Below are 25,522 nucleotides of genomic sequence, written 5' to 3' on the forward strand. Positions count from 1 at the left end.
TCAACGTGCTGCAGGCTCGCGAGACGCTGCGAACCGTGCGGTTCATGATCCCCCACGACCGAGTGCGGTGCATGGCGAACTGACGAGAAATGAACTGGGTACGCGGCTTTCCACGAGCCGGAAAGGTTTGCCTAACCAAATAGGCAACCCATGGCGCGAGTGTGGTGTATTGCGTGAAATATGCACTACAGCAATGTCTTTCACGCTACCTCGGCGTGCTCCTGTGCTGTCGAACTGTCGCAGTGGAGGCAGATGACCGTGTCGAAGGTGAAGTCGCCACACTGGGGGCAGAAGAAGTCGAACATGAGCACACCTCTCGAGCTGGGCAGTGGTGGCTCGTATCTACCCGGTTGTCGAATGGTGAAACCGCGCACGTGCGCGTTGACAGTCAGTTCACAGCAACGGGCTCAAGCGCTTTCGCCGGCGTCAAGCCCGGCGCGGTGCGGCGAGGCGCTCGCGGCGGAGCAGGTCGACCTCGGGCAGTTCCAGGGGTGGCAGCTCACCGACCACCTGAGCCAGCAGGTAGTCGGCCAGCTCCGGATTCCGGGCCAGGCACGGGCCGTGCAGGTAGGTGGCGACCACGCTGCCCTGTACGACACCGTCGTAGCCCGACCCCGCGCGGTTGCCGGCACCCTTCTCGACGCGCGCCAACGGCTTGGCCAGCGGGCCGAGATCGGTTCCGCCGCGGTGGTTTTCGAAGCCTGTGAGGTTCTGGGTGAGGCCGTCGAGCATCGGCACCGACGCCACCTCGCCGATGGTGCGTTCGGGCTGCGGCGAGGTCGTCACGTCCAGCAGGCCGACGCCGTCGACGCGCTCGCCTGACGACGTCTCGTACCAGTGTCCGAGCACCTGGATGGCGGCGCAGATCGCCAGCACCGGAGCGCCGCGCTCGACGGCACGCTGCAGGCCCGGGTATTGCAGCAGGTGGCGGGTAGCCAGGCGCTGTGCATAGTCCTCGGCGCCGCCGAGGATGTAGAGGTCCATCGAATCCGGCACCGGGTCGTCGAGGGTGATCTCGACGATCTCGGCGTCAATTCCCCTGAGCCGCAAGCGCTGTCGCAGCACGACGGCATTACCGCTGTCACCGTAGGTGCCCATGACGTCGGGCAGGACCAGGCCGATGCGGACGGGCGTGTTCATGCCAGCTCCCGATTCAGCTGCAGGAACGCCGTGTAGTTCGCGATGACCTCGACGTGCCCGGGCGGGCAGGACTTGATGGCGGCCAACGTGTCGTGCACCAGCGTGTGGTCGACACCCGCGTAGCCGAGGCGCACCGCGAGATCGGTGCCGCGCTCGCCCGCCGATACGATGGGCGCCGGGAAGTCCACGAAGTGCTCGAAGTTCACGTCCCACAGCCACGACAGATCCTCGCCGTCGGGTACCTGGCCGTTCACTGAAATGACCGCTCCCGCAACATCGCTGGAGACCATAGACAGCGCCTCCTGCCAGCCGGCGGGGTTCTTGGCCAGCAGCATGCGCACGGTGTGCTCGCCGACGTGCAGGGTCCGGTAGCGTCCGGCGACCTCGTCGACCGTCGACACCGCGGCCACCGCCGCGGCGGGTGACGCGCCCAGCGCGACCGCGGCGGCCACGGCCTGCGTCGCGTTGCCGCGGTTCACCGTGCCGGGCAGGGCCAGCGTCATGGGGGCGGTAAAGCCGTCCGGCCCATAGATGTTCGTCTCGTCGTACCACCACTGGGGCGTCGGCCGGGAGAAATCGGTACCGGTCGAATGCCAGTGCCCGTTCTCGCGGACGATCACCTCACCGCTGCGCGGACAGCTCACCGAATCGCCGGACCAGCCGCCACCGGCGGCGACCCAGACGACATTGGGGCTGTCGTACGCCGCCGAGGTCACCAGAACGTCGTCACAGTTGGCCACGACAACGGCCTTGGGGTGACGGGCCAGTCCGGCACGCAACGTCCGTTCGATGTGGTTGATCTCGCCGACACGGTCCAGCTGGTCACGAGACAGGTTGAGCAACACGATCACCGACGGATCCACCGCGTCGGAGACATGCGGCACGTGCATCTCGTCGACCTCGAGCGCGGCCAGCGTCGCCTTGCGCGATCCGGCCAGCGCGGCAATCAGCCCGGCGTCCATGTTGGCGCCCTCGCTGTTGGACGCCACCGGCCCGAGGGTCGCCAGCGCCGCCGCCGTCATCCGCGTCGTCGTCGACTTGCCGTTGGTCCCGGTGACGACGACGGAGCGCCGCCCGGAGCCGAGCTGTCCGAGGATCGACGGGTCCAGCTTCATGGCGACGAGCCCGCCGATCATGGCGCCGGCACCGCGGCCCGTCACGCGCGACGCCCACCGGGCGGCGGCGCCCGCGCCCAGCGCGACGCGTCCTCGTGCGGTGATCATCCCCGGAAGTCTAGGAGGGGCGCCCCGAATGTGACGACACGTGTGAGGGTGCCCACTACGGCAGCCGGATGCTCGGCCGCTTGCGCACGATGCCGTCGTCGAGCATCTGCTGGAAGTGGTCGGTGACGGTCTGCTCGATGGGTCGATACACCAATCCGAGCTCGCTCTGGCTGCGACTGGCGTCGAAGACGAGCGGGTAGCCCACGTTGGTGTCGACGAACTCGCGCGTCAGCCCGATGACCGGCGCTACGGCCTTGACCGCCAGCTTGGGCACGTTGAGCCACGGGAACGGATACAGGACGCCGAACTTGGCGCGCAGGATCTGGCCGATCTCCAGCAGGCTCAGCGAGGCGGCGTTGACCAGGTAACGGTCGTGCGCCTCGGGTGTGTAGCCGGCGCGTACGTGGGCGTCGGCGACGTCGCGCACATCCACGATGCCCGAGGTCAGCTCCGGCGCACCGGTCAGCATGGTGCCGTCGGCGAACTGCTTCATGGTGGCCAGGCTGGCCGAGTCGCTGGCGCTCGTCAGAGACGGGCCGAGCACCAGGCCCGGATGGATGGTCACCAGATCCCAGCGGTCCTGCGCCTTCTGGTAGCGCCAGGCCTCCTGCTCGGCCACGGTCTTCGAATACGAATACGGCTGATGGTCGACGCTGCTGGTGGTGTTCCACTGGTCCTCGGTGAACACGCCGCCGGGGACGTCGCGCGATTCGCGGGCGTCGCCGTAGATCGCCACCACGCTGCTGGTCAGCACCACGCGCTTGACGCTCTCGGTGCGGTTCACCGCGTCCAGGACGTTGCGGGTGCCTTCCAGCGCGGGGCGCACCAGCGATTCCTGCGCGTCGGTGACGCCTTGGAGCAGGAACGGCGAGGCAGTGTGCATGACGAGCTCACAGCCGGCCATGGCCTCGTCGAAGCTGCCGACGTCGAGCAGGTCGGCCTTGAAGAGTTTGAGCTTGCCCGGGTGGTCGGCCGACAGTTTGTGGAGGTGCTCCAGGCCGGTCGGCTTCTGCGGATTGCGCACCGTCCCGTGCACGGTGTGCCCCGCTTCGAGCAGGTAACGGACGATCCAGCTGCCGATATACCCGCTGGCGCCCGTGACGAGGACGGGGGCGTCGGGGTCGATCGTGGTCATGCCCGTGACGATAGCGTCGAGCACCTCGTCGAGGGCGGTCATCGCCTGATTCGGACGGCGACACGCTGTGGTGCCCGCCGATTCTTGTCAGGGGTCCGTGCCATCCTTGCCACGTGGGCGAAACCAACCTCGGCTGGGGCCGACCGGCCACCGATGCCGGTGCGGGTTGGGCCGTCGTCGACGTCGAGACATCAGGGTTCGATCCCGGCCATGCCCGCGTCATCAGCGTCGCGGCGCTGGCCCTCGGCGACGACGGCAACGTCGAGCATTCGTTCAGCAGTCTGCTCAATCCGGGCGTCGATCCCGGCCCCACGCACGTGCACGGCCTGACCTCCGAGATGCTGGCGGGACAGCCGACGTTCGGTGAGGTCGTCGGCGACCTCGCCGCCGTGCTGTCCGGGCGCACGCTGGTCGCCCACAACGCCGGTTTCGACTACGCCTTCCTGGCCGCGGAGTGCGAGCGCGTCGGCGCGGTGCTGCCCGTCGACAGCGTCATGTGCACCGTCGAGCTGACCCGCCGGCTCAACCTGGGCACCGAAAACCTGCGCCTCGAGACGCTCGCGACGCACTACGGCGCGACACAGATTCGCCCGCACGACGCCCTCGACGACGCCATGGTGCTGGCCCAGATCCTCAAACCGGCGCTGGCTGCGGCGCGTGAGCACCGGCGCTGGCTGCCCATTCGGAATGTGGGTCGCAAGCGCTGGCCCAGTGGCGCCATCACGCACGACGAACTCCGGCCGCTGAAGGTGCTGGCGTCCCGGCTGCCATGTGATTACGCCAACCCGGGCCGGTTCGTACCGGGACAGCCCTTGGTGCAGGGCATGCGGGTGGCGCTGTCGGCCGAGATGGTCCGCACGCACGAAGAGATCATCGAGCGCATCGTGCACGTCGGGCTGTCCTACTCCGACAGCGTCGACGCCCAGACCTCGCTGGTCATCTGCAACGAGCCGGCGCCCGCGCAGGGCAAGGGCTATCAGGCTCGCGAGCTCGGCGTGCCGCTGGTCTCCGACGCCGAATTCATGACGCTGCTGGGCCATGTGGTCGGCGGCTCGGATGTCGAGGAATTCGTCGACCGGACCCCGGCCGGCGACCAGTTCATGTTGTTCTAGCGGCCACTCGCCGCTTGCTGTAGAGCGCTCGTCAAAAACTTTGGTCACTTTGTTAGCGCTAGTCACGCAAGGTAACTAGCGTCACGCTGTCGACGATTTCTTGTCGGTGGTTCGAACTAGTGTTCGAGTATGGCCATCGACTCTGCTACCGTCCTCAACGCCTACGCGGCGCTTGAGGATGCGATCGCCACGGTCAACGGCCTGGACTACAGCGGGTTGCCCATTAAAGTCCTGTTGGAGCTGCAGTCCCGCCGCGAAACCCTGAAGTGCGCCGCTGAGGCGGTCGATCACCAGATCCTGGCCGCGGCACAGACCCAGGCCACCGCCAGAGAGATCGGGGCCAAGGATTGGCCTGAGGTGCTCCATGTGCGGCACCGCATCAGCCGGGAGGAAGCCCGCCGGCGGGTGCGGGACTGCGACCACCTGGGCCCGCGCTCGGCGATCACCGGGGAACCACTGGGTCCGGTGTGGGAGCTGGTGGCCGCCGCGCTGGCTGAGGGTGCGATCAACAGTGAGCATGTCGCGGTGATCACCTGGTTTTTCGGCAAGGTCCCGTTGTGGGCGGCGGACCCGATCACCATGGCCCAATGCGAAACAGATCTGGTGGCCGACGCCCGGGTCAAAACCCCGGAGGATTTACGGCGCGCGGCCGCGGACTTGTTGTACAAGCTGGATCAGGACGGCCCCGAACCCGACGACGACGAGCCCGACCCGAAGCGCTCATTCGTGATGGGCACGCAGCGGCCTGACGGGCGCACCGACGTCACCGCCGAACTCGACCCCGAAGGGCGGGCTTACTGGGACGTGTTGTTCGAGAAGTACGCCGCCCCGGGTATGTGCAACCCGGCCGATCCGCAGCCCTGCTACTCCGGGACCCCGACCCAGGAACAGATCGACAACGACACAAGGACTGTGGCGCAGCGGCAGTACGACGCGTTCAAATTCGTGGGCCGGATGATGCTGGCCACCGGAACCTCCGGGGTGCACAACGGGTTCCCGGTCGCGGTGGTCGCCACCTGCACCGTCACCGACCTGGAAAAGCGCACCGGGATGGCGCTCACCCACACCGGCACCAAGCTCCCGGTCAAAGACCTGATCGGGATGGCCGCCCACGGCTCGGACAACTACCTCGCCATCTTCGATAACCACACCGGCCAACCCCTCTATCTGGGCCGAGCAGCCAGAACCGCCAGCACAGCACAACGGTTGGCGTTGTTCGCCCGCGACCACGGCTGCACCCGACCCAACTGCACCGCCCCGGCCTCCCGCTCGCAGGCTCATCACATCACCAACTGGCGCGACGACGGACTGACCAACATCGACACCATGACCCTGGCCTGCGGCCGCGACAACCGCCTGGCCGACACCGGCGGCTGGACCACCACCATGGGCCCCCACGGCAGAACCCACTGGACCCCACCACCACTACTGGACGTCGGCCAACCCCGAACCAACCACTACCACCACCCCACGCTCTACCCGACCGAAGGTGAGGACGCCGATGGCGAAAGTGACAGTCCTGCAAGGTGAGTCACCGCCACCACCGATCGGGTGCGGCGTGGCACGAGGCTGCCCAGGGCTTGGGCCGGTGCCGAAAGCGGGTGTTCAGCCCGCGATGCGCCGGCTGAATGTGCCGTGGAACCCGATCGGCAAGTGGTGCTCCAAATGCGCAGTGGCCAGCGGCCCGTCCTCGATGGTGCGGGCATCGAAGATCACGAGTTGCGAACGATGCCTCCGCAGATCGTGATTGAGCACCAGCAGCCAACCGTCGTCCTCGGCGGCCGTGCGGGTGCGGGGCACGAACAACGGCTCACCGGTCTGGGCCAGGCCGAAATCGAACGTGGTCTGCACGCCGGTGCGGTGGTCGATGCGAGTCACCGCGTTGTAGTGGCCCACATCCTCGGTGGCCTTGCAGGCGTAGGTGACGTTGTGCTCCAGCGTCGAACGGCGCCAGTCGTACTGCGGGAATTCCATTGGCGCCGTTGCTGATAGCACCGTCTCGGTGATCCGGCCGGACTTGCTGATGCGGAAGCGCGAGAGGTGTCCGCGGGGCCACTCATCGATGGTCAGGTGCGCACGGGGATCGGTGGGACCGGCCGGGTCCTGCCACGCCTTACCGAGCTTGCCGAAGATGTCCGAGTCCTCGAACCGGAAGAACTCCACGACGGTGTCGGAGCCGTCCTCGAAGGCGTTGGTGACGTGGATGTGCGTCAGCGCCTCGTGCTCGATGATGCGGGGCTTGGACCCGTCCCGCGGCACCAGGGCGAACCGCGTCGACCCGTTGCGGGTCTGGTATTCCAGTGCTTTCGCGAGTGACCGGGTGCGCAGCAGCGTCGGAATGTTGGGGCGCAACGGATCCAGCACGAACACCATGTGGTTCTCGGTGAGGGCGAAGTCGTGGTTCCACACCATGTCCCACAACTTCAGCGAGCTGATCTGGTGGCTCCGGCCGGCGCGGTCCACTTTGAAGCACCGCAGTCGCGGCGTGGGTAGCAGGTCGAGGCCGAAGTTGTAGACGTCGCCGGTGTGCGGATCCCACTTGGGGTGGGCGGAGAAGGAGCCGAGGTAACCGAGGCGGTCACCGTCGAAGCGCTTGTAGCCCAACGTGTCCAGCGAGTCCGGATCGATCTGGTACGGCGGGCCGCCCTCCCACATGGCCAGGAGTTCGCCGCAGATCGTGGCCATGTTGGTGTTGCCGGTGTTGGCCGGCGGGAGCAGGTTGCCGCGCAGTGTGGGCGCGTTGGTGGTGATGCCGCGCTGGCTCATCACATCGCCGCCGCGGTACTGCTTGGTGCGCACATAGCGGTTGGTGAAACGCACGGACTTCCCGTCGAGGACGAAACGGGACACCATGCCGTCGGCGTCGAACATGGTCTTGAGCACGGTGTCGCCGACCTCGAACTTGCCGGGGCCGATGCGGAACAGTGTGCCGGTCAGCTCGGGCGGCAGGGTGCCGTCGATGTGTGCGACCTGATAGTCCATTTCGTCGTACAGCGACGCGAAGGCGCGGCCGTGCAGCTGCTTGAGCGTGGGTTCCGCGGGCACTGTGGCTGTCATGCCACCTCCATCTGATGACGTGTGTCCTCAGTTTTGTGCCGCGCCCCGGCGATGTCAAGGTTTCGGGCGTCAACCGCCGAAGAGCAGGTACAGCCCCGTGAACGTGTAGCCGACCATCACCAGCATCATCGCCAGCTGCCCGGTGAGCTGATGGCGCTTGGGCAGTACGCGCAGCGCGCAGTCGTGTGCGGCGACGACGCCCGCGATGTGCCCCGCCACCACGAACAACACCTTCGTCGTGGCCAGCACCGACGGGTGCATGGACAGCACGTAATACACCTGCGCATCGTGCAGGCCCAGGAGCTGGAAGACGGTCTGCTGACCCTTCTCGACGAGATAGGTCAGGTAATGCGCGAACACGTAGCCGATGACGATCGGAATGAGGGAGTGCGCCATCAAACCGGGCAGCTCCCGGCGCCGCGCGCGGTCCACGCCGCCGGTGGCGCGGGCAGCGAGGCTGAACGACAGCGCGACCGTCGTGACAAACACCGCCAGCCCAAGGGTTTTCATCGCGGTGACCTGCCAGCCGCCGTGCGCATGCGCTTCGACGAACCCCCGCCATGTCGGCGTCGCGGAGAAACTGTCGAAGGCCGTCGAGCCCAGCAGCGCCGCGAGCACCGTCACGGTGGCCGGCCGGACCGGCAGTGTGGGTAGGTGATTGAACGGATTGCCGACGGCGATCTGCCCATCTGCGTCGCGCCGCACCGGCGCGCACCGTGACGCCACCACGCTGTACACCTCGAACGGGTCGGCATGCGAGCACCAGCGGGTGCCGCACACCGCGGCCCCGGCCAGTGTCACACAGAGGTAGACCAGCAGCCAGATACGCACGGCGCCAACCGAACCCGGGTCAGGGCTGGCCAGCTCGAGCCAGACGAACGCGAAGAGCCCGGCCGCCGCCGGCCAATAGCCGAGCCGCGCGGGATACGCGTCCCGGCTCAGCCGCAGCAGTCGGGCGATGGTCCGCACCGGCGACAACACCCGCCACACTGGGCCCAAAAGCACTGACAGCGCGACGATTCCGACCCACAGCAGTACGTAGAACACGCCCGGCAGCGGGTTGCCGGATTCGGCAGGCGCGACGATGGACGCCACCGCGACCCACACCGCGAACGCCAGAGCCAGCAGCCCGACCGTCCAGCGCGTGGCGGGCGCGTCGACGGCCGTCGTCACCCAGCGCGGCAACGGGCGTCCCGGCGTCTGCGGATCGAACCGCGGCTTGCGCCACGCCAGTGCCACCACCGCGAAGGTGAAGGTCAACGCCCATGCCGCGCCGATCAGGGCGTACGTCACGGGGATGGGCAGATCAGTCGATCCGCCCAGCCCGTGCGCGAGGACCGAAGAGGTCACTGCACCGTGATCGTGGCGACCGTCTTGTCCAGGTGGTGCAGCTCGACATCGACCTTGCCCGGCACGCTCACCGTGAACTGGAACTGCTGATCCTTCGCCGGCTTGATGTCGAAGGTGTGCTCGGGACTCGAGTGCACATGCAGCTGGTCGGCGGCGTCACTGTTGACCCGCAGGATGATCGGCTCGCCGAGTTTGGCCTGCACCTGCTGGTTGAGTGGCGTGGCGGTGCCGCCGGCGATGGTCACGTCGACGTAGACGCGCGCCGGCGGGGCCTGCTGGTTGCTGAACTGCGGTGTGGCACTTGCGGTGGAACTCGGTGAGTTGCCGGTCGACTTGTCGTTGCCACCGCAGCCCGCGAGCGCCAGGGCAACAGCGCCGGCCACGGCGAAGGTCTTCACAAATGTCACGCGGAACCGTCCTCATCGGTTGAACCTGTTGTCTCCGAATCGGTTTCGTCACCGTCGGAGCCGGCGCGCCGGTCTTTCATGGCCACCCAGGCCACGACCCCGGCCACGACGAAAGCGGGAGCGAACGCCGGCAGTGCCAACAATAGCGAGTGATCGGCGAGATAGGTCACGGCTGTCCGACGGGTTCCCTGGTCTCGGTGGCGCTGAACTGTTCGCGCGAATTGATCCGTCCCGCACCCCAACTCAGCAGGGCGATCAGGATCAGCGAGCAGACCAGCACGATCAGCGACGCCGCGGGGTAGAGCCACGACGGCACGTCGAGGTTGCGTTCCCGCTGCAGGACCTTGATCTCCTCCATGAAGTCGCGGATCGTCGAGATCGCGGGCGTCTCCTCGGCACCGATACCGGGGTCGGCCGGCAGATACACCGGGACCGCGGCCATCGTCCGGCCATCCTGCACGCGCAGCACCGTCTTCCACGTGCCCCAGACCGGGATCGGCCGGGTGGACCGGTAGTGGCCCGGACCCACCTGCTGCAGGTGGTCGACGACCAGGCCGCGCTCATTGGCGAGCTTGCCCTGCCACGCCATCAGCGTCACCCACTCCGGGTCGTCGCTGACGAGGTTGGTCGGCGTGATCTGGATGTCGGCGTTCACGAGGCGCTCACCGGCCGGGCTCGGTGCATCGGTGAGGGTGATCTGTGCGCGGGCGTGCTCCGGCACGGTGACGTTGAGGCCGTTGGCCACGGCCACGCCGATGACCAGGACCGTCGCGGTCACGATGCCGATGCCGACGGGACGTGCGGGCAGGCGCTGGCCGGTGAGTACCAGAGCAAGCAACGCGCCGCACATGCCCATACCGATGGCGACGGGCGTCGACATCGTCAGCGCCTCACCCCACATGCTGCTCGGCCACGGGGTGCGGTACATGGCGTCGATCCAGAACGATTCCAGCCACATGCCGACAGTGCCCACGCCCAGGCCGGCCACCGCACCGAACAGGATCGGGCGGTTGGCGAGGGGCGTCAGCCCGATCAGTTCCACGACGACGGCCGAGCCGAGGTAGAGCGCGAACCAGCTGTACGGAGAGCCGAGAATCGGCCCGACCGCCAGGATGACGAGGCCCCGGATGAACCAGGAGAATGCGATGGCGCCGAAGGTGGCGAACCGTCCGAGCGTCAGCCGGGTTGCCACCAGCGACATGGCCGCGGCGGCGGCGATCAGCATGGGGTGCAGCACCAGCCGGAACTGTTCGACGCCGAAGTCGTATTCGACCGGGAACACCGACAGACCGATCACCAGACCGCCGAAGGCCAGGTACGGCAGCACCTTGCTGCGGGCGGGCGGGGCGTCGGCGCCCATCGCGATATCGCCCTCGCGCTCCAGGAGCAGCGTGGCGACGAGCGACAGACCGGCGCCGCCGATGAGCATCAAATGTGTTGGGCCCCAGAGCGTGACGTCCTGACCGAAGATCCGGTGCCAGATGTCGTCGAGCGGAAAGCCGATGAGCGCGTACAGCCCGCAACCGGCCATCAGCACGCCGCCGACGGGCGCGTACCAGGTCTTGGTGATCTTGATGGCAGCCGGACCGGGCTTGTCATACGGCAGGATGATCGACAGCGAGCCGGCGATGAACAGCAGGAACAGGCCGACCAGGATGAAGTAGTGCGCCGGGTTGGCGAGCGGGCCGGCGTCGCGGCCTTTGCCGATGTGCAGGCTGACGTCCCAGATGAAGCCGAACATCGCGCAGATGATCGTCGAGATGAACAGCAGCGACGGCAGCGCCACCCAGCTGGGCCGGTTCATCTTGCGGCCGGCCTTGTCCGCCAGGTTCTGCAGCCAGGTGATGCGGCGTTGCCGGTGCAGATAGCCGATCCACAACAGGCCGGCCGTGATGATGCCCGTGGCCACGGACATCCCGAGTACCTGGTCGAGGGCAGCGCCCCCGCCTTCGGTTCCGGCCGCGGCCACCACGGTGACCTGCTCGGCGAGTTGTGCTGCCATGTTCCACCCCACTATGTAGATGAACCCTGAACCTTACTCGTCGGTAATATTGCCAGAAGACCGCGTTTCAAACGGGAGTCCGTCTTCCTTCTTCGGATTTTGACATCATGTGGCAGTCGGAGGGAGGGGTTGCGTCAGATGGCTGACGACGGATCGGCCGCCGGATCAGGTGCCGCGCCGCAGCGCAGGTACTCCGGCAGGTCAGCGGAGGAGCGACGCGCCGATCGGCGGCGGCTGCTGCTGGACGCGGCCGAGGCGCTGTGGCGCGAGGGCGGACTGTCGGCACTGAGCGTCCGGGCGGTCTCGGCCCGCGCCAAACTCACCGACCGCTACTTCTACGAGCAGTTTGCCGGCCTCGGTGCGCTGATCGGCGCCGTCATCGACGACGTGCTGGAGGGGCCCTTCGCCGCGATGCTGGCCGGGGGGAGTGCGCCCGAAGAGGCCACCGTCCAAACCCGGCTGACGCTCGGTCTGGCCGGGTTCATCGAGCACGCCGAGAGCGACCCGCTGGCAGTCCGGATTTTCCTGACCGACGCCCGGCACATCGAATCGGTCTCCGAGCACATCCGGATGGCGCAACACCGGGTGGCGGCCGCGATTCTGGCGTTGCTGCAGCCCGACCGCGATGCCGATCAGGAGAGCTTCGACGCGGCGCTGTTCTGCGTCGGCGGCGTGGCGACCCTGATCAACGAACGGCTGCTCGACGAGTCGAAAGCCGTTACCGCACAAGACTTTGCCGAGCAGGCTGTCGGCTGGTGTGCCCGGGTCCTCCGGGTGCCGGAGGAGCCGGGCGCACCGAGCTGGTGATCTTCGACTAGCCGCGCGCGGCGCGGTTCACCGCCGAGACGACGGCCCGCAGCGACGCCGTGGTGATCGACGGCGCGATGCCGACGCCCCACACCGTCTTGCCGCCGATCGACGCCTCGACGTAGGCCGCGGCCTGCGCTTCCTCACCGGCCGACATGGCGTGCTCCGAGTAGTCGAGCACGTTGACGTGGAAGCCGACGGCGCCCAGTGCGTCGGTGAAGGCCGCCAGCGGACCGTTACCGGCGCCGACGATCTCGCGCTCCTCGCCGTCGATCTTCACGATGGCGGTGATGGTGTCGGTGCCGCCATCCTCTTCGGCCGCGTCGACGCGCTGCCGCATGCGCTCCAGCGGGGTGATGGGCGCCAGGTACTCCTCGTTGAAGACGTCCCACATCTCCTTCGGGGAGACCTCGCCGCCTTCACCGTCGGTGATCTTCTGGATGGCCTGGCTGAACTCCATCTGCAGCCGGCGCGGCAGCACCAGCCCGTGGTCGGCCTTCATGATGTAGGCGACGCCGCCCTTGCCGGACTGCGAGTTCACGCGGATGACGGCCTCGTACGTGCGGCCGACGTCCTTCGGGTCGATGGGCAGGTACGGCACCTGCCACAGGATGTCGTCGACGTCGGCGTCGGCGGCATCTGCGTCCACCTTCATCTGGTCCAGACCCTTGTTGATGGCGTCCTGGTGGCTACCGGAGAAGGCCGTGTAGACCAGGTCACCGCCGTAGGGGTGCCGCTCGGCGACGGGCAGCTGGTTGCAGTATTCGACGGTGCGACGGATCTCGTCGATGTTCGAGAAGTCGATCTGCGGGTCCACACCGCGGCTGAACAGGTTCAGGCCCAGCGTCACCAGGCAGACGTTGCCGGTGCGCTCGCCGTTGCCGAACAGGCAGCCCTCGATGCGGTCGGCGCCGGCCAGGTAGCCCAGCTCGGCGGCCGCGACGCCCTCGCCGCGGTCGTTGTGCGGGTGCAGGCTCACGATGATCGAGTCGCGCGGCGCCAGGTGCCGGTTCATCCACTCGATCGAGTCGGCGTAGACATTGGGCGTGGCCATCTCGACGGTCGCCGGCAGGTTGATGATCAGGGGCCATTCCGGGGTCGGCTTGATGACGTCGGCGACCGCGTTGCACACCTCGACGGCGTACTCCAGTTCGGTGCCCGTGTACGACTCGGGGGAGTACTGGAACCGCCACTGCGTGCCCGGGTACTTCTTGGCCTCTTCGATGCACAGGGCGGCGCCGTCGGTCGCGATCTTCTTGACGGCCTCGCGGTCGGCGCGGAACACCACGCGGCGCTGCAGGATGGACGTCGAGTTGTAGAAGTGCACGATCACGCGCGGGGCGCCGTCGCAGGCCTCGAAGGTGCGCTCGATCAGTTCGGGCCGGCATTGCGTCAGCACCTGGATGGTGACGTCGTCGGGGATGGCGCCCTGCTCGATGATCTCGCGGACGAAGTCGAAGTCGGTCTGGCTGGCCGACGGGAAGCCGACCTCGATCTCCTTGTAGCCCATGCGGACCAGCAGGTCGAACATCCGGCGCTTGCGCTCGGGGCTCATGGGGTCGATCAGGGCCTGGTTGCCGTCGCGCAGGTCGACCGCGCACCAGCCGGGGGCGACGGTGGCGACCTTGTCGGGCCAGGTGCGGTCGGGCAGGGAGATGTGCTCGACCTCGTCACCGAAGCTTCGGTACCGGCTGACCGGCATCGACGAGTTGCGCTGCGTGTTCCACGAGGGCTGGCCGTCGCGGCGCGGCCCGGTCGGGGTGGTGATGGTGCGTACCGACGAGAAGGAGTCGGCAGAAGAATCGGGAGAGTAAGTGGTCACGGTTTTTTGCTCCGGTCTGTCTGGATGGGACCTTGAAGGTCAGGACCGGCACATCTCAAACACCCGCGACGGGAGGCCGGTCGGATCAGACCCCGTCGCGGCGTCCGAGGAGGAGCACCCGCGCGATAAACATCACTGGTGAGTTTACTCCGGCCGACCAGATCGCCAAAACCCGGTCGCCCGGTCCCATGCCAAGTCCCTGGCCAGGAGCAATGGGCGCGGCGCACCCGGTGCCGATACAGTTCGACCGTGTTGACACGATGGTTGTTGAGCCTGGACCGCAGCTGGAAGATCGGCATCGCGGTCGCGCTCGCCGTCGTCATCGGCCTCGTGGTGTGGCAGACCGAATTCCGCGGACCGACACCGGAATGCAACCCGGTGCGCGACATGCTCGACTACAACAAGGCGCAGGCCGCGCAGATCGAGTCGAAGATCGACAAGAACGGCAACGGAGTCCCGACCATCGCCGAGGAGACGGCCTACCGGGCCTGGGCCGACGGCATGGCCGACCGGGCGCAGAAGGTCACCGGCGACAAGGTGGCGGTCCATGCGGTGCAGCTGGCCACCCTGGCCGGGCAGTTCGCCTCGGCGCTGGACGCCTACCGGATCGCCGCCCAGGGCCGGGCGCCCGGCGCCCCCGCGCCGACCGAGGCCTACCAGCTGTCGGCGATCAACGCGCAGATCACCGAACAGATGAAGGCGCTGACCGACGCCTGCCCGGCACAGCGGAAGCTCACCGACATCTTCTGATCCGGGCGGGAGTGACGAAGGTCTCGCGCGTTGCAGGTCCGGCAGGTGACCGGGCAACAAAATCGGGTTCACCCCTCCCTTATCCTTGGAGCAGCATTGATGCGAATGCTTGCTGCCAATTCAGAGAAGGAAACGCGAACAGTGGCGCTCGTCGTCCAGAAGTACGGCGGATCCTCGGTGTCGGACGCCGAGCGAATCCGTCGAGTCGCCGAGCGAATCGTCGAAACCAAGAAGGCCGGCAATGACGTCGTCGTCGTGGTCTCTGCCATGGGCGACACCACCGATGATCTGCTGGATCTGGCCCGCCAGGTCTCCCCGGCGCCACCGGCCCGTGAGATGGACATGCTGCTCACCGCGGGTGAGCGCATCTCGAACGCGCTGGTCGCCATGGCCATCGAGTCCCTCGGCGCGCAGGCCCGGTCGTTCACCGGCTCGCAGGCCGGCGTGATCACCACCGGTACACACGGCAACGCCAAGATCATCGACGTCACCCCGGGCCGTCTGCGCGACGCCCTCGACGAGGGCCTGATCGTGCTGGTCGCCGGCTTCCAGGGTGTCAGCCAGGACAGCAAGGACGTCACCACGCTGGGCCGTGGTGGTTCGGACACCACCGCCGTGGCGCTGGCCGCCGCGCTGAACGCCGACGTCTGCGAGATTTACACCGACGTGGACGGCATCTTCACCGCTGATCCGCGCATCGTCCCCAATGCCCGTCATCTGGACACCGTCTCCTTCGAGGAGATGCTGGAGATGGCGGCCTGCGGAGCCAAAGTGTTGATGCTGCGCTGCGTGGAATACGCCCGTCGCTACAACGTTCCGATTCACGTCCGGTCCTCGTACTCCAACAAGACCGGCACCATCGTCAAAGGATCGATCGAGGACATCCCCATGGAAGACGCCATCCTCACCGGAGTCGCGCACGACCGCAGCGAGGCGAAGGTCACCGTCGTCGGCGTGCCCGACGTGCCGGGCTATGCCGCCAAGGTGTTCCGCGCGGTCGCCGACGCCGACGTCAACATCGACATGGTGCTGCAGAACATCTCGAAGGTGGAGGACGGCAAGACCGACATCACCTTCACCTGTTCGCGCGAGAACGGCCCGGGCGCCGTCGAGAAGCTGACGTCGCTCAAGGACGAGATCGGTTTCTCGCAGGTCCTGTACGACGATCACATCGGCAAGGTGTCGCTGGTCGGCGCCGGTATGCGCAGCCACCCCGGCGTCACCGCCAAGTTCTGCGAGACGCTGGCCGAGGTCGGCGTCAACATCGACCTGATCTCGACCTCCGAGATTCGAATCTCGGTGCTGGTCAAGGACACCGAGCTGGACACGGCCGTCTCGGCGCTGCACGAGGCCTTCGGCTTCGCCAGTGAAGAGGCCGCCGTGGTGTACGGCGGAACGGGGCGCTAGTCATGGTGAACATCGGTGTGGTGGGTGCGACCGGTCAGGTCGGCCAGGTCATGCGCAAACTTCTCGAAGAGCGCGACTTTCCGGCGACCTCCGTGCGGTTCTTCGCCTCGGCGCGGTCCGAGGGCAAGAAGCTGACGTTCCGCGGCCAGGAGATCGAGGTCGAGAACAGCGAGACCGCCGACCCGTCGGGTCTGGACATCGCGCTGTTCTCCGCCGGCGCGACCATGTCGCGCGTGCAGGCCCCGCGCTTCGCCGCCGCCGGCGTGACGGTGATCGACAACTCGTCGGCATGGCGCAAGGATCCCGATGTGCCACTGGTGGTTTCGGAGGTCAACTTCGACCGCGACGTCCGCGGCAAGCAGCTCGCCAAGGGCATCATCGCCAACCCGAACTGCACCACGATGGCCGCCATGCCGGTGCTCAAGCCGCTGCACAACGAGGCCGGCCTGACCCGCCTCATCGTGTCGAGCTACCAGGCCGTGTCCGGTTCCGGACTCGCCGGCGTCGACGAACTGGCGTCGCAGGCCCGCGCCGTCATCGGCGGTGCCGAGCAGCTGGTACACGACGGATCGGCGCTGGAGTTCCCTGCGCCCGTGAAATACGTTGCGCCCATTGCCTTCAACGTCATCCCGCTGGCCGGCTCGCTCGTCGACGACGGCTCGGGCGAGACCGACGAGGACCAGAAGCTGCGCAACGAGAGCCGCAAGATTCTCGGTATCCCGGAGCTGGCTGTGAGTGGCACCTGCGTGCGCGTGCCGGTCTTCACCGGACACTCGCTGTCGATCAATGCCGAATTCGCGCAGCCGCTCTCGGTTGAGCGGGCCCGTGAGCTGCTGGCCGACGCGGCCGGCGTCTCGCTGGTCGACGTGCCGACGCCGCTGGCCGCCGCCGGCGCCGACGACTCGCTGGTCGGCCGCATCCGCCAGGACCCGGGCGTGCCCGACGGTCGTGGCCTCGCACTGTTCGTCTCGGGCGACAACCTGCGAAAGGGCGCGGCGCTCAACACTGTTCAGATCGCCGAGCTGCTCGCCACGCGCTGATCTTGCGGGCGGGGGCAGCGTCGGTCGCGGCGCTGGTGCTCGGGTTCGGCATGGGGGTGCCGGCGGCGCAGGCGGATCCGCCTGCGCCGGTACCGACTCCGGTGCTCAAACCGCTGGCCGTCGGGCAGGTGACACGCATCGGTCCGGTGGCCGGAACCGGCACGCCGACAGCCGATTACGGCATCGGTGCGACGGATCTCTGTGAATTCATGGAGTTCCCGAGCGGCATCCTGCAGATCTGTGGCGACAGCTTCGCGGGGCAGGGCGTCGGATTCGGCGGCTGGTATGCGCCCGTCGCACTGCATGTCGAGACCGACTCCATCAACTCACCGGACGGCCTGCGGTACCGGGGAGTCATGGGCATCGACAAGCCGCTGCTCGCCGACGCCAAAGTTCCTGGCACATCGCAACTTCCGGCTGGCGTGGTGAGCATCAACCGGGAGAACTACCTGTTGATCACCACCACGCGCGACCTGAGACCGGCGAGTTCGCGACTGGTCAAGGCCGACCCGGCGCGCGGCGCATGGCCGACCGTGCCGGGTTCGGTGCGACCGGCCGGGTATGCCGGGGGAGCGCAGAGTCAGATCACGGGCTACTACGACCCGGTGCCCACCGCGGACTCACCGCGCGGCTGGGTTTACCTTGTCGCCAACAACTTCGACCGCAGCAGCCCGGCCTACCTCTACCGGGCCACGCCGCAGGCGTTCACGGACCGATCCAGCTGGCAGGGCTGGTCCGCCTCAGCGGGCTGGGGCAAACCGCCAACTCCGTTGTGGCGCGACCTGATCGGCGAGATGAGCATGAAGCAGGTCGATGGCAAGACCGTGCTGTCGTACTTCAACAGCAGCACCGGCAACATGGAGGTCCGCGTCGCGAACACGCCGACGGAACTCGGCACCGCGCCGGTGACGACGGTCGTCGTGGCCGGCGGCTGGCCGGAGCAAGCCGACGAACTGCCTGAGCCGCAAGACAATCAGCTGGCACAGCCGTACGGCGGCTACATCTCGCCGGGCTCGACGCTCGATGAACTGCGCATCCTGGTCAGCCAGTGGAACACCACGCCGCGCGATACCGCGCCCTACCGCGTCATCCAGTTCGCGGTGAATCCGGTCAAGCCCTAGGCGCTGTTGTCAGCGCAGCACCAGGTCGACGCCGGCGCTGTCGAACACCTCGAGCAGTCCGCTCCAGGTGTGAGAATCCAACGCCTTCTTGGCTTTTGCACTGTCGGTCAGCACGAAGCGGAACGGCTCGTCGTCCGGCGTGCCGAAGCCGCCGCCGAGGCAGTCGGCCAGCGCGTCCAGATTGCTGCCGAAGTAGCCGCCGCTGCCGTTGACGGCGTGCCCCAGCTCGGTGAAAAGGTCTGCGCGGGAATGGATCCGCGCACCCCGCACGGTGAACGTCTTCACGCTCCTCCGATCTGGCAGAACGTCTCGTAGTGGTCGCCGGTGTAGTAGAACTCCGGTGGGTTGGTCGGCGGCTCGCCGCCCGTGATGACCCGTCGGGTGCCGCGCGTCTTCGCGCCCGGCGTGGGCACCGTGTACTCGTGGTAGTAGCCGCGCTGCTGGTTCGGCAGCCGGCGCTCGAAGTTGCCGAACACGATGCCGTCGCGTGAATAGGGGAACGGCCCGCCGCGGTGGATCAGGTCGACCGTGGTGGTGGTCTCGGGTGGCAGCGACGACAGCTGGCAGACGGGCAGCCCGGACTTGCTCTTGGTCGTCGGTGCCGGCGCTTGGGTGTGGGAGGCAGCCGTGGGCGACGCCGTCGGCGCCGGGCCCGTCAGTACGGCGGTCTGCTTCGCGCACGCCGGGGTGAGGGTCAGGAGGAACGCGGTGCCGCAGGCGAGAGCCGCGCCGCGCAGGGTGGTTCTGGACATCTCACCTTTTCTGCCGCGCGTGCTGATATCGGAGCGTCGGCCGGCCCCCAAAGCCCGGCCGAAGCTCCGCTACACAGGCCACGCTACCGCGCCGCGCGCCTCATAGCTGATTCTTACGCGCAACCTAGCCACCGCAGTGGTTGACGGACGGATCATCGATGGCATGAGTGACGAAACCCCTAAAGAAACGCCAGAGGCGCCGGACACCCCGACGGACTCCTTCCCGCCCGTAGCAACGGCCACCGCAGTGGCCACCCCGCCCGCCGAGCACAAGCCCAGCAAGCTGAACAAGGTGCTGGCGTGGGTGGGCATCGTCGCGGGCATCGTGTTCATCGTCGCGACGATTTTCTTCTCCGGCTTCATTCTCGGCGCGCATTCCGGCGGCGGCCACCACGGCTGGCACAAGCACCACCGCGGGCATGACACCGCGGAGTTCCGCGAGGGCCACGGACCGCGCGGCGGCGGCATGTGGCACCCGATGTTCCCCGGCGGCCCCGGCTGGCAGGGTCCCGGCGGACAGGGCCCCGGTGGTCCCGGCGGACAGGGCCCCGGTGGTCCCGGTGGCCCCGGACCGCAAGCACCCGGTCAGCCCGGACCGGCCCAGCCCGGTCGCTGACCCCACCACAGTCCCGCATCACACGACAGGCCGTGCCCGCGCAGGGTGCGGCCTGTCGTCTGCTCTAGGCCTGCCCGTCGGCCGCCAGGCGGTTCGCGACCACTGCTCGATAGCCCGTGGTCAGCAGTTCGACGATCCGTTCCTCGAGCTCGGTGGAGTCGTCGTCGGCGGCGATGGTGGAGACGTACATGGCGGCACCCGCCGCCATGATCAGGACGGCGCGCGCATCCAGTTCCGCACTGCGCCGCTCTTCGGCGGTCTGTGCTCCGACGTCGTCGGCGAACAGTTCGACCGCCGGTCCCGTGAACCGATTCCACAGCGACCGCCCCAGCTGTTTGTCTTCGACCAGGGCCTGGGTGAGGTCGGGTGCCGCAGCCTTCATATCGGGGCGGTTGAACAGGGCCCGGCTGCCGCGGACGACGAAATCTATCCAGCCGTAGACATCGGTGCCATCGAACGGCGTCAGGTCGGGTGCCACGCCCATCACCGCATCGATGACCAACGCGCCCTTCGACGGCCATCGCCGAGCCAGGCTGGCGCGCGTGACGCCGGAGCGCTGCGCGACGAGGCGCATGCTCAAATCCTGAAACCCGACCTCTGACAGGAGCTCTCGGGTTGCCGTCAGGACGCGATCGTCGATACTCGCGTCCCGTGGCCGGCCCGGGCCTGACTGACTGCTCACGGGTCCATCATCACAGCACCCGACTGTCGGCGATGCCATTGACGCCATGCCGGTAATTAGTGTACCACTGGATCACTAATTAAGGAGGTTGGCGATGGCCGCCGGGGCGAAGGTGACTGCGTTCACCGTGGTGATGCTGTTGGTCGCCGCCGCGCTGGTGGTGGTGTTCGGCCAGTTCCGGTTCGGGACGGGCGAGCGGTACCACGCCCAGTTCACCGATGCCTCACGTCTGACAGTCGGTCAGGACGTGCGGATGGCCGGGCTGCCGGTGGGCAAGGTCGACCGCGTGTCGCTGGGCGCCGACAACACCGTCGACGTGCTCTTCAGTGTTGATTCGCGCTACCGCCTCTACACGTCGACCAGGGCCGTCATCCGCTATCTGAACCTCACCGGTGACCGCTATCTCGAATTGGCCTTCGCCGCAGGAGATTTGCACGAGCTGGCTGCGGGGGCGACCATCCCGCTGAGTCACACCCAGCCCGCCGTGGATCTCGACGCGCTCTTGGGCGGCCTGCGTCCCGTGCTCAAGGGCCTCGACGGCGACAAGGTCAACGCCATCACCGCCGCCGTCATCGATCTGCTCCAGGGCCAGGGCGGTGCTGTGTCCCAACTGCTTTCGACGACAGGAAACTTCGCGCAGAATCTATCCGGCCGGGATCAGCTCATCGGCGACGTCGTCACCAACCTCAATGCGGTTCTCGGCAGCGTGGATTCGAAGAGCCGGCAGTTCGGCACCAGTATCGACACGCTCCAGCAACTGCTGACCGGTCTGGCGCAGGACCGTGACCCCATCGCCGGAGCCATCGGGCCGCTGGCCGCGTCGTCGGCGGAGCTGACCCAGATGCTGGAGCGCTCCCGGCGGCCGGTCCAGGGCGTCCTCGAGAATGTGCGTCCCTTTGCGCAGCGGGTCTACGAGCGCAAGGCGGAGGTCAACGCCGCCATCGAGCCCCTCGCCGAGAGCTATCTGCGGCTCAATTCACTTGGCGCGTATGGTGCGTTCTTCAACATCTTCTTCTGCTCCAGCAAGATCAAGCTCAGCGGGCCGGCGGGTAGCGACATCATCATTCCCATCGGCGGAGCTCCCGACCCATCGAAGGGCCGGTGCTCGGAGAATGGGTGATCGTCGTATCGGGTTGCGCGGCTGCGCGCTCCTGGCCTGTGTCGCCGCCGCATTGTCGGGGTGCCAGTTCGACGGATTGAATTCGCTGTCGTTGCCGGGGACGGCCGGTCACGGCCCGGGCTCCTTCGAGGTGACCGTCGAGCTGGACAACGTCGTTGGCCTGCCGCAGAATTCGCCGGTAAAGGTCGGGGATGTGACCGTGGGAAGCGTCTCCGGGGTCGCCGTCAGGCAGCGCGCCGACAGCACCGTGTATGCGGCCGTTCGTCTTTCGTTGGACCGCCACGTTGATCTCCCCGAAAACGTGTCGGTGATGGTCGGGCAAACCTCGCTGTTGGGCTCCCAGCACGTCGAACTGGTGCCGTCGAACCAGCCGGTGCCCGCCAAGCTGGCCGACGGCGCGCACCTCCGGCTCGGCCGGGGAGGTCACTATCCCACCACCGAAGAGGTGCTGGCCGCGCTCGGTGTCATCGTCAACAACGGCAATCTCGGTGCCCTGCAGGATATTACGAACGAGGCGTACGCAGCTGTGGCCGAACGCGCGACCACGTTCACCGGATTGGTGGCGAAGCTGGCCGAGTTGACCGGCTTCCTCGATGCGCAAACGGGCACCATCATCACGGCGATCGAAGGCGTCGACCGGACAGCGGCAGCATTGGCGCACGGCGCCGGCGCGCTGGCGCGGACGCTGGAGACGCTGCCCGCCGCACTCGATGCCCTGAACCGAAATCGCGCCAACATCGTCGCGGCGTTCGCCGCACTGCGCCGATTGGCCTCGACTGCCGAACGCGTTCTGTCGCAGTCCAAGGACGACTTCGCTGCCGATCTCAGGGACATATTTCCCATCATCAAGGCCCTCAACGACAACGCCGATGACTTCATTCACGATCTGGAAATCCTGCCCACGTTCCCGTTCTCCCAGAAGTACCTGCGCAACGCCGTTCGAGGCGACTATCTCAACGTCTTTTCGACATTCGACCTCACCCTGCGGCGGCTCGGCGAAAACATGCTCACCACCTCGGCGCTCGACCCGAACATGCCGCGGCTGTCCGAGATCGTCAATCCGCCGGATTTCCTGATCGGTGCGCTCGCCAATCTGTCCGGCCAGGCCGCCGACCCGTTCCAGATTCCGCCCGGAACTGCCACCCAGCACGGTGCGAAGCCGTGAAAGACGTTGTTGTAACACGACTTATCAAAAGGACTCCGCGCAGAATGGCACCCGATCCCTTCCAGCCGGCCAAGCTCGGTCCGATCACGTTGCGTAATCGGATCATCAAGGCCGCGACGTTCGAGGCGGCGACGCCGGATGCGCTGGTCACCGATGATCTGATCCGCTATCACCGGCTGCCCGCCGCCGGTGGGGTGGGGATGACGACGGTGGCCTATTGCGCGGTGGCCCCGGGTGGGCGTACCGATGGGTGGCAGTTGTGGATGCGCCCGGAAGCGATCCCGGGGCTGCAGAAGTTGACCGCGGCGGTGCATGCCGAGGGGGCGGCGATCAGCGCGCAGATCGGGCATGCCGGCCCGGTCGCCAATGCCCGCACCAACAAGGCCACCGCGTTGGCGCCGGTGCGGTTGTTCAACCCGCTGTCGATGCGGTTCGCCCGCAAGGCCACCCGCGCCGACATCGACGATGTGATGGCCGCGCACGCGAACGCCGCCCGCCTGGCGATCGAGGCCGGGTTCGACGCCGTCGAGGTGCACCTGGGCCACAACTACTTCGCGTCCTCGTTCCTGTCGCCGTTGATCAACAAGCGCCGCGATGAGTTCGGTGGCTCGCTGTACAACCGGGCCAAGGTGGCCCGCGGCACGGTGCAGGCCGTACGGGAGGCCGTGGGTGATCGGATCGCGGTGATCGCCAAACTCAACATGAGCGACGGCGTCCGGGGCGGTATCCCGATGGCCGAGTCGCTGCAGACCGCCACCTGGCTGCAAGAGGACGGCGCCCTGGACGCGCTCGAACTCACCGCCGGCAGCTCGCTGGTCAATCCGATGTACCTGTTCCGCGGCGATGCGCCGGTCAAAGAGTTCGCGGCGAACTTCAGGCCGCCGATCAGCTGGGGTATCCGGATGAGCGGGCACAAGTTCTTCCGGGAGTACCCGTACCAGGAGGCCTACCTGCTCGAGCAGGCCCGGCAGTTCCGGGCCGAACTGTCGATGCCGCTGATCCTGCTCGGTGGCATCACCAACCGCGAAACCATGGATCTGGCCATGGCCGAGGGTTTCGAGTTCGTTGCGATGGGCCGGGCGCTGCTCGCCGAACCCGACCTACTCAACCGCATTCGAGCCGACAAGACGGTGAAATCGGGCTGCACACACTGCAATCTGTGCATGCCCACCATCTACAGCCGCACCCACTGCGTGGTCACCGGCAAGCCGAACTGAGATAGGAGCTGTATGGGCGACTTTGATGGCCGCGTTGCGCTGATCACCGGCGGCGCAAGAGGAATGGGCCGATCGCACGCGGTGGCACTCGCCGAAGCAGGCGCGGATATCGCCATCTGCGACCGGTGCGAGAACAACGAACAGATCGCATACCCGTTGGCGACGGAAGCAGATCTGGCCACCACCGCCGAGATGGTCGAGGCGACCGGAAGGCGTTGTCTCACAGCGAAACTGTCGACGGCCGACCGCGGTGCGCTGGAGCAGTTCGTGGCCCGCGTCGAGTCGGAGCTCGGCCGCGTGGACATCGCTGTCACCAACGCCGGCGTCAGTGCGATCGCGATGCTGCCCGATGTCCCGTCGGCGCAGTGGGACGAAGTGATCGGGTCCAATCTCACCGGCACGTTCAACACCATCGCCGCGGTGGCGCCGGGGATGATCGCGCGCCGGTTCGGGCGGATCGTCACGGTGTCCTCGATGCTGGGCCGCAGCGGAAACTTCGCGCAGGCCGCGTACGCCGCCTCCAAATGGGGCGTCATCGGACTGACCAAGGTCGCCGCGCACGATCTGGCCGGGTACGGCATCACCGTCAATGCCGTGGCGCCCGGCAACGTCGAAACCCCGATGACCTTCAACGACGCGTTGTTCGGAACCATGCGACCCGATCTCGAAAAACCGACGCTCGCCGACGTGGAATCGGTGTTCGCGTCGTTGCACCTGCAGCCGGTGCCCTTCCTGAAGCCCGCGGAGATCACGCGCGCGGTCATGTTCCTGGCACACCCGGACAGCACCCACATCACCGGCACGGTCCTGCCGGTCGATGCCGGGGCCACCGCCCGGTTGACCGGCTGACAAGAGGGCCGCAACTGGCATCATCGAAGCCATGACTGCGCGCCCGATCTGGTTCACAGCCTGCGTCACCGCGGCCCTGGCCCTGGCGCCGGCCGCTGCCGCCAGGCCTTCGGATCCGGGTGTGGTGTCGTACGCCGTACTGGGCAAGGGATCCGTGGGCAATGTGGTCGGCGCACCGATGGGCTGGGAGTCCACCTTCACCGCGCCGTTCCAGGGCTTCTTCGTCGATCTCCCGGCGTGCAACAACTGGGCCGACATCGGACTGCCCGAGGTGTACGGCGACCCGGACCTGGCGTCGTTCAACGGCGCCGTGGCGCAGACGGCGGCCACCGATGACAGCCACGCGGCCAAGCAGGTGGTGGGTGTATTCGCGACCGCCGAGGCCGCGTCACGGGCGTTCCACCGGGTCGTCGACCGGACCGCCGGCTGCTCGGGCCAGACCACCGCGATGCACCTCGAGGACGGCCGGACCGAGGTGTGGAGCTTCGCGGGCGCGCAGGCCGGCCCGGCGGACGAGGCGTGGGTCAAGCAGGAAGCGGGCACCGATCGCCGCTGTTTCGCGCAGACCCGGCTGCGGGAGAACGTTCTGCTGCAGGCGAAAGTCTGCCAATCCGGCAACGCCGGCCTCGCGGTCAACGTGCTGGCCGGAGCCATGCAGAACGCGTTGGGGCAATGACCATGTCCGGGGTGAGTCAGGCATCGCACATATATTGCGCAGATTTTTGTCGGTGCCTCATGGCATCGTCGG

At 67.3% G+C, this 25,522-nt stretch carries 25 protein-coding genes; 13 read left to right on the forward strand and 12 right to left on the reverse strand.

Going from position 1 to position 25,522, the window contains the following annotated elements; translation table 11 throughout:
* Positions 1 to 426: 426 nt before the first annotated feature.
* From ACJH6H_RS00725 to ACJH6H_RS00735, 3 genes are read right to left on the reverse strand one after another with little or no spacing between them, the layout of a single operon-like run.
* On the reverse strand, positions 427 to 1,140 hold the full coding sequence (locus ACJH6H_RS00725; protein ID WP_406774040.1) for a type 1 glutamine amidotransferase: 714 nt from the start codon (positions 1,138 to 1,140) through the stop codon (positions 427 to 429).
* On the reverse strand, positions 1,137 to 2,363 hold the full coding sequence (locus ACJH6H_RS00730; RefSeq protein ID WP_212807373.1) for a Mur ligase family protein: 1,227 nt from the start codon (positions 2,361 to 2,363) through the stop codon (positions 1,137 to 1,139). The genes ACJH6H_RS00725 and ACJH6H_RS00730 overlap by 4 nt, the downstream gene beginning before the upstream one ends.
* Before the next feature lie 55 nt (positions 2,364 to 2,418).
* Positions 2,419 to 3,540, reverse strand: a complete 1,122-nt coding sequence (locus ACJH6H_RS00735) for an aldehyde reductase (RefSeq protein ID WP_212807372.1) — start codon at positions 3,538 to 3,540, stop codon at positions 2,419 to 2,421.
* A 71-nt stretch (positions 3,541 to 3,611) separates the two neighbouring features.
* Between ACJH6H_RS00735 and ACJH6H_RS00740 the strand changes: the two genes are divergently transcribed.
* Both ACJH6H_RS00740 and ACJH6H_RS00745 read left to right on the forward strand, forming a co-directional pair.
* Positions 3,612 to 4,610, forward strand: coding sequence for a DEDDh family exonuclease (locus tag ACJH6H_RS00740; RefSeq protein WP_406774041.1), 999 nt, complete (start codon positions 3,612 to 3,614; stop codon positions 4,608 to 4,610).
* 129 nt (positions 4,611 to 4,739) lie between these two features.
* Positions 4,740 to 6,140, forward strand: a complete 1,401-nt coding sequence (locus ACJH6H_RS00745) for a DUF222 domain-containing protein (protein WP_406774042.1) — start codon at positions 4,740 to 4,742, stop codon at positions 6,138 to 6,140.
* A gap of 75 nt (positions 6,141 to 6,215) precedes the next feature.
* On the opposite strand, the gene ACJH6H_RS00750 is transcribed toward ACJH6H_RS00745, so the two are convergent.
* From ACJH6H_RS00750 to ACJH6H_RS00770, 5 genes are all read right to left on the reverse strand, one after another.
* The gene (locus ACJH6H_RS00750) at positions 6,216 to 7,667 is read right to left on the reverse strand and encodes a carotenoid oxygenase family protein (protein WP_406774043.1); all 1,452 of its coding nucleotides are present in this window, start codon (positions 7,665 to 7,667) and stop codon (positions 6,216 to 6,218) included.
* Between the two features lie 69 nt (positions 7,668 to 7,736).
* Positions 7,737 to 9,017, reverse strand: coding sequence for a hypothetical protein (locus ACJH6H_RS00755; RefSeq protein ID WP_406774044.1), 1,281 nt, complete (start codon positions 9,015 to 9,017; stop codon positions 7,737 to 7,739).
* Complete coding sequence (locus ACJH6H_RS00760; protein WP_212807368.1) at positions 9,014 to 9,424, reverse strand: hypothetical protein; 411 nt, start codon at positions 9,422 to 9,424, stop codon at positions 9,014 to 9,016. Before ACJH6H_RS00760 ends, ACJH6H_RS00755 begins: the two co-directional genes overlap by 4 nt.
* Positions 9,421 to 9,594, reverse strand: coding sequence for a hypothetical protein (locus ACJH6H_RS00765; protein WP_212807367.1), 174 nt, complete (start codon positions 9,592 to 9,594; stop codon positions 9,421 to 9,423). The genes ACJH6H_RS00760 and ACJH6H_RS00765 overlap by 4 nt, the downstream gene beginning before the upstream one ends.
* Positions 9,591 to 11,426, reverse strand: coding sequence for a hypothetical protein (locus ACJH6H_RS00770; RefSeq protein WP_406774045.1), 1,836 nt, complete (start codon positions 11,424 to 11,426; stop codon positions 9,591 to 9,593). Before ACJH6H_RS00770 ends, ACJH6H_RS00765 begins: the two co-directional genes overlap by 4 nt.
* A gap of 138 nt (positions 11,427 to 11,564) precedes the next feature.
* Between ACJH6H_RS00770 and ACJH6H_RS00775 the strand changes: the two genes are divergently transcribed.
* On the forward strand, positions 11,565 to 12,233 hold the full coding sequence (locus ACJH6H_RS00775) for a TetR/AcrR family transcriptional regulator (RefSeq protein ID WP_406774046.1): 669 nt from the start codon (positions 11,565 to 11,567) through the stop codon (positions 12,231 to 12,233).
* 7 nt (positions 12,234 to 12,240) lie between these two features.
* Here the strand turns inward: ACJH6H_RS00775 and leuA are convergent, their stop codons facing one another.
* The gene (leuA, locus tag ACJH6H_RS00780; protein ID WP_406774047.1) at positions 12,241 to 14,055 is read right to left on the reverse strand and encodes a 2-isopropylmalate synthase; all 1,815 of its coding nucleotides are present in this window, start codon (positions 14,053 to 14,055) and stop codon (positions 12,241 to 12,243) included.
* 249 nt (positions 14,056 to 14,304) lie between these two features.
* On the opposite strand from leuA, the gene ACJH6H_RS00785 reads away from it, so the two are divergent.
* The 4 genes from ACJH6H_RS00785 (at position 14,305) to ACJH6H_RS00800 (ending at position 18,373) form a co-directional block, all read left to right on the forward strand.
* Entirely contained in the window at positions 14,305 to 14,805 is a 501-nt protein-coding gene (locus ACJH6H_RS00785; RefSeq protein WP_406774048.1) for a hypothetical protein, read from the forward strand.
* 141 nt (positions 14,806 to 14,946) lie between these two features.
* Complete coding sequence (locus tag ACJH6H_RS00790; RefSeq protein ID WP_061001435.1) at positions 14,947 to 16,212, forward strand: aspartate kinase; 1,266 nt, start codon at positions 14,947 to 14,949, stop codon at positions 16,210 to 16,212.
* Between the two features lie 2 nt (positions 16,213 to 16,214).
* Positions 16,215 to 17,252, forward strand: coding sequence for an aspartate-semialdehyde dehydrogenase (locus ACJH6H_RS00795; protein ID WP_406774049.1), 1,038 nt, complete (start codon positions 16,215 to 16,217; stop codon positions 17,250 to 17,252).
* 50 nt (positions 17,253 to 17,302) lie between these two features.
* Entirely contained in the window at positions 17,303 to 18,373 is a 1,071-nt protein-coding gene (locus tag ACJH6H_RS00800) for a DUF4185 domain-containing protein (RefSeq protein WP_406774128.1), read from the forward strand.
* Positions 18,374 to 18,382: 9 nt separating this feature from the next.
* Here the strand turns inward: ACJH6H_RS00800 and ACJH6H_RS00805 are convergent, their stop codons facing one another.
* Together ACJH6H_RS00805 and ACJH6H_RS00810 are read right to left on the reverse strand one after the other, a co-directional pair.
* Positions 18,383 to 18,658 (reverse strand): barstar family protein, encoded by a 276-nt coding sequence (locus ACJH6H_RS00805; RefSeq protein WP_406774050.1) that lies wholly within the window; start codon positions 18,656 to 18,658, stop codon positions 18,383 to 18,385.
* Complete coding sequence (locus ACJH6H_RS00810; RefSeq protein ID WP_406774051.1) at positions 18,655 to 19,125, reverse strand: ribonuclease domain-containing protein; 471 nt, start codon at positions 19,123 to 19,125, stop codon at positions 18,655 to 18,657. The genes ACJH6H_RS00805 and ACJH6H_RS00810 overlap by 4 nt, the downstream gene beginning before the upstream one ends.
* 163 nt (positions 19,126 to 19,288) lie before the next feature.
* Between ACJH6H_RS00810 and ACJH6H_RS00815 the strand changes: the two genes are divergently transcribed.
* On the forward strand, positions 19,289 to 19,741 hold the full coding sequence (locus ACJH6H_RS00815; protein ID WP_406774052.1) for a hypothetical protein: 453 nt from the start codon (positions 19,289 to 19,291) through the stop codon (positions 19,739 to 19,741).
* 64 nt (positions 19,742 to 19,805) lie between these two features.
* On the opposite strand, the gene ACJH6H_RS00820 is transcribed toward ACJH6H_RS00815, so the two are convergent.
* Entirely contained in the window at positions 19,806 to 20,423 is a 618-nt protein-coding gene (locus ACJH6H_RS00820) for a TetR/AcrR family transcriptional regulator (protein ID WP_406774053.1), read from the reverse strand.
* Positions 20,424 to 20,517: 94 nt separating this feature from the next.
* Between ACJH6H_RS00820 and ACJH6H_RS00825 the strand changes: the two genes are divergently transcribed.
* The 5 genes from ACJH6H_RS00825 to ACJH6H_RS00845 are packed head-to-tail and all read left to right on the forward strand — an operon-like array spanning position 20,518 to position 25,450.
* Positions 20,518 to 21,543, forward strand: coding sequence for an MCE family protein (locus tag ACJH6H_RS00825; protein WP_212807359.1), 1,026 nt, complete (start codon positions 20,518 to 20,520; stop codon positions 21,541 to 21,543).
* Complete coding sequence (locus ACJH6H_RS00830; RefSeq protein WP_212807358.1) at positions 21,536 to 22,708, forward strand: MCE family protein; 1,173 nt, start codon at positions 21,536 to 21,538, stop codon at positions 22,706 to 22,708. The genes ACJH6H_RS00825 and ACJH6H_RS00830 overlap by 8 nt, the downstream gene beginning before the upstream one ends.
* Before the next feature lie 44 nt (positions 22,709 to 22,752).
* Positions 22,753 to 23,925: an NADH:flavin oxidoreductase gene (locus ACJH6H_RS00835; RefSeq protein ID WP_346415103.1), complete on the forward strand. Its 1,173-nt coding sequence runs from the start codon at positions 22,753 to 22,755 to the stop codon at positions 23,923 to 23,925.
* 12 nt (positions 23,926 to 23,937) lie between these two features.
* The gene (locus ACJH6H_RS00840) at positions 23,938 to 24,774 is read left to right on the forward strand and encodes a mycofactocin-coupled SDR family oxidoreductase (protein ID WP_346415102.1); all 837 of its coding nucleotides are present in this window, start codon (positions 23,938 to 23,940) and stop codon (positions 24,772 to 24,774) included.
* 31 nt (positions 24,775 to 24,805) lie between these two features.
* Positions 24,806 to 25,450 carry a sensor domain-containing protein gene (locus tag ACJH6H_RS00845; RefSeq protein ID WP_346415101.1) on the forward strand — a complete coding sequence of 215 codons (645 nt, stop codon included), beginning with the start codon at positions 24,806 to 24,808 and terminating at the stop codon, positions 25,448 to 25,450.
* Positions 25,451 to 25,522: the final 72 nt, after the last annotated feature.

This window comes from Mycobacterium sp. SMC-21, from assembly GCF_045310825.1.
Classification (GTDB): domain Bacteria; phylum Actinomycetota; class Actinomycetes; order Mycobacteriales; family Mycobacteriaceae; genus Mycobacterium.